At 53.6% G+C, this 1,178-nt stretch carries 1 protein-coding gene; it reads left to right on the top strand.

All coding sequences use genetic code 11. The features are described from left to right. Nucleotides 1-607: 607 nt before the first annotated feature. A partial coding sequence (locus AC1DRJ_RS28665) for an enoyl-CoA hydratase-related protein (protein ID WP_477805107.1) occupies nt 608-1,178 on the top strand: 571 nt, incomplete at its 3' end.

The following is a 1,178-nucleotide window of genomic DNA, read 5'->3' on the forward strand; positions in this document are numbered from 1 at the left end:
GTATTGGGGCGAAAAGGGCGAGGCGACGGTGTTGCAAGACATTGACGCAGTGCTGAAAGCGCTGGCGTAAGCCAAGGATATTTCGCGCTGCAATGGCACGAAATGACGCAGACAAACAATAAAAAGCCCGACATCATCATCGGGCTGGGGTTGGCCAGGCAGGCCGGTAATTCGCTGTAGGGCTGTTCTTACGCGGGGCATTCGCCAAACGCGTTCACATTTTTTCCTAGGGTTCGTGCCAGCGTAGCTTGTTAAACGCGGGCTGCAGCGAATTAGGGCGAATTTTCTAACTATTGATTCTATGAATGATCTTGCATCCATTCCTGTGTTGTAGATCTTCGCAGTACGGAAGTGACCGCAAAGTCGCGTTTTAACCCGTGTCTTGGGCGATTGACAATTGTCGGAAATTCCGTGAAGGTGGCGTACCCAAATCAAACGGGCGTATGAATTGAGCGTTTGTATTACAGACAGCTCCTACAGAATCCCGACTATCGCGTTGGCGGGTGTGCCGGGTGGATTGGCGTAGCATTGACGTTTAACGTCCTGCCGAACCATTCACCTGCGTCCGACGTGTACTGTTCAGCTTCCATATCGTGGAGATCAGTTGATGATTTACGAAGGTAAAGCCATCACGGTTAAGGCTCTTGAAAGTGGCRTCGTCGAATTGAAATTCGACCTCAAGGGTGAGTCCGTCAACAAGTTCAACCGTCTAACCCTGAACGAACTGCGTCAGGCTGTAGACACCATCAAGGCAGATGCTTCGATCAAGGGCGTGATCGTCAGCAGTGGCAAGGACGTGTTCATCGTCGGCGCCGACATCACCGAATTTGTCGAAAACTTCAAGCTGCCTGATGCCGAGCTCGTTGCTGGCAATCTGGAAGCCAACAAGWTTTTCAGCGATTTCGAAGACCTCGACGTCCCGACTGTCGCAGCAATCAACGGCATCGCCCTGGGTGGCGGTCTGGAAATGTGCCTGGCAGCGGACTATCGCGTCATGTCCACCAATGCCAAGATTGGTCTGCCGGAAGTCAAACTGGGCATCTACCCAGGCTTCGGCGGTACCGTGCGTCTGCCGCGCCTCATCGGTGCCGACAACGCCATCGAGTGGATTGCCGCCGGCAAGGAAAACCGTCCTGAAGACGCGCTGAAAGTTGGCGCAGTCGATGCAGTGGTTGCTC

The organism is Pseudomonas sp. P5_B2 (assembly GCF_056400445.1).